The organism is Saccharopolyspora sp. NPDC050389, from assembly GCF_040655595.1.
Taxonomy (GTDB): domain Bacteria; phylum Actinomycetota; class Actinomycetes; order Mycobacteriales; family Pseudonocardiaceae; genus Saccharopolyspora.
This window is the reverse complement of the sequence record NZ_JBFAKG010000201.1, coordinates 1-3167: the sequence shown is the minus strand read 5'-3', so window position 1 is coordinate 3167 and position 3167 is coordinate 1. Positions and strand designations below refer to the sequence as shown.

Sequence of the window (3167 nt, the reverse complement as noted above, 5' to 3'; positions counted from 1 at the left end):
TGTGTTTTCTTGTGTGCTTGGTTGTTGTTTGAGAACTGTATAGTGGGTGCGAGCATCTTTGTGGCAAGTTATGTAGGGCACATGGTGGATGCCTTGGTACCAGGAGCCGATGAAGGACGTGGGAGACTGCGATAGTCCTCGGGGAGTTGTCAACCGAGCTGTGATCCGAGGGTGTCCGAATGGGGTAACCCAGCCCGAGTGATGTCGGGTTACTAGCGCCTGAATATATAGGGTGTTAGGGGGAACGCGGGGAAGTGAAACATCTTAGTACCCGCAGGAAGAGAAAACACTGGTGATTCCGTGAGTAGTGGCGAGCGAAAGCGGAGGAGGCTAAACCGTGCGCGTGGGATACCTGGTAGGGGTTGCGTGTGCGGGGTTGTGGGACGTTACTGGGCAGATCTACCAGTCTGCCAGCGTTGTTGTGTGGGTTAGTCGAATGGTTTGGGAAAGCCAGCCGGAGTGGGTGAGAGTCCCGTAGGCGAAAATCTGCATGGCGCGTGTGGTGGTGTTCCCGAGTAGCAGCGCTTTCGTGGAGGGTGCTGTGAATCTGGCGGGACCACTCGCTAAGCCTAAATACTTCCTGGTGACCGATAGTGGATAGTACCGTGAGGGAATGGTGAAAAGTACCCCGGGAGGGGAGTGAAAGAGTTCCTGAAACCGTGTGCCTGCAAACCGTCAGAGCCTTTGGGTGATGGCGTGCCTTTTGAAGAATGAGCCTGCGAGTTACTGCTGCGTGGCGAGGTTAACCCGTGTGTGGGGTAGCCGGAGCGAAAGCGAGTCTGAATAGGGCGTTTGAGTCGCGTGGTGTAGACCCGAAGCGGAGTGATCTACCCATGGCCAGGGTGAAGCGCGGGTAAGACCGTGTGGAGGCCCGAACCCACCAGGGTTGAAAACCTGGGGGATGAGTTGTGGGTAGGGGTGAAAGGCCAATCAAACTCCGTGATAGCTGGTTCTCCCCGAAATGCATTTAGGTGCAGCGTTGCGTGTTTGCTTGGGTGGGGTAGAGCACTGGTTGGTTGATGGGCCTTCGCGGGTTACTGAGATCAGCCAAACTCCGAATACGCCTGAGTTTAGCGTGGCAGTGAGACGGCGGGGGAGAAGCTTCGTCGTCGAGAGGGAAACAGCCCAGAGCATCGGCTAAGGCCCCTAAGTGTGCGCTTAGTGGGAAAGGATGTGGGATCGCCGAGACAACCAGGAGGTTGGCTTAGAAGCAGCCATCCTTGAAAGAGTGCGTAATAGCTCACTGGTCAAGTGGTCCTGCGCCGACAATGTAGCGGGGCTGAAGCGCACCGCCGAAGCCATGCCAGTCATCTTTTTAGATGGTTGGGTAGGGGAGCGTCCTGCATGCGGTGAAGCGCCGGAGTGATCCTGGTGTGGAGTGTGTGGGAGTGAGAATGCAGGCATGAGTAGCGAGTGAAGAGTGAGAATCTCTTCCGCCGGATGACCAAGGGTTCCTGGGGAAGGTTCGTCCGCCCAGGGTGAGTCGGGGCCTAAGGCGAGGCCGACAGGCGTAGTCGATGGATAACGGGTTGATATTCCCGTACCCGTGTGGACGCGTCCATAATGAACCCCTTGATACTAACCATCCGTCTGCTGTGTGAGTCTTCGGACGAGCGTGGTGGGTGCATGGGGCCTGATTGGGTAGTAGTTAAGTGATGGGGTGACGCAGGAGGGTAGCTCTGCCAGTGAGTGGTAGTACTGGTGTAAGCCTGTAGCCCGGTGTGTAGGTAAATCCGCACACCATGTGGGTGAGGGGTGATGCGTAGCCGTTGTGGCGATGTGAGTGATCCCATGCTGTCGAGAAAAGCCTCTAGCGAGTGTCTTCACGGCCCGTACCCGAAACCGACACAGGTGGTCAGGTAGAGAATACCGAGGCGGTCGGGTGAACTGTGGTTAAGGAATTCGGCAAATTGCCCCCGTAACTTTGGGAGAAGGGGGGCCACTGCTGGTGAACGCCCTTGCGGTGGGAGCTGGTGGTGGTCGCAGAGGCCAGGGAGAAGCGACTGTTTACTAAAAACACAGGTCCATGCGAAGCCGTAAGGCGATGTATATGGACTGACGCCTGCCCGGTGCTGGAACGTTAAGAGGACCCGTGAACCCTTTGGGGTGTAGCGGAGAATTTAAGCGCCAGTAAACGGCGGTGGTAACTATAACCATCCTAAGGTAGCGAAATTCCTTGTCGGGTAAGTTCCGACCTGCACGAATGGCGTAACGACTTCTCCGCTGTCTCGACCACAGGCCCGGTGAAATTGCAGTACGAGTAAAGATGCTCGTTTCGCGCGGCAGGACGGAAAGACCCCGGGACCTTTACTATAGCTTGGTATTGGTGTTTGGTTCGGCTTGTGTAGGATAGGTGGGAGACTGTGAAGCATTCACGCTAGTGGGTGTGGAGTCGTTGGTGAAATACCACTCTGGTCGTTCCGGGCATCTAACTCGGGTCCGTGATCCGGATCGGGGACAGTGCCTGGTGGGTAGTTTAACTGGGGCGGTTGCCTCCTAAAGGGTAACGGAGGCGCCCAAAGGTTCCCTCAGCCTGGTTGGCAATCAGGTGTTGAGTGTAAGTGTATAAGGGAGCTTGACTGTGAGACTGACGGGTCGAGCAGGTGCGAAAGCAGGGACTAGTGATCCGGCACTGGCTGGTGGAAGCGGTGTCGCTCAACGGATAAAAGGTACCCCGGGGATAACAGGCTGATCTTGCCCAAGAGTCCATATCGACGGCATGGTTTGGCACCTCGATGTCGGCTCGTCGCATCCTGGGGCTGGAGTTGGTCCCAAGGGTTGGGCTGTTCGCCCATTAAAGCGGCACGCGAGCTGGGTTTAGAACGTCGTGAGACAGTTCGGTCCCTATCCGCCGCGCGCGTAGGAGACTTGCGGAAGGCTGTCCCTAGTACGAGAGGACCGGGACGGACGAACCTCTGGTGTGCCAGTCGTTCTGCCAAGGGCGTGGCTGGTTGGCTATGTTCGGGAGGGATAACCGCTGAAAGCATCTAAGCGGGAAGCCTGTTCCTAGATGAGGTCTCCCACCCCTTTGTGGGTTAAGGCCCCCAAGAGATGATTGGGTTGACAGGCCAGATATGGAAGCACGGTAACGTGTGGAGTTGACTGGTGCTGATAGGCCGAGGACTTGCTCACAAAGATTGCTACGCACCCACTATACGGTATCTGAG

1 rRNA gene is annotated in these 3167 nt (G+C 56.6%); it reads left to right on the top strand.

The features are described from left to right. Positions 1 to 61 precede the first annotated feature (61 nt). Positions 62 to 3132 (top strand): 23S ribosomal RNA (locus tag AB0I53_RS49250). The last annotated feature ends 35 nt before the right edge of the window (positions 3133 to 3167 follow it).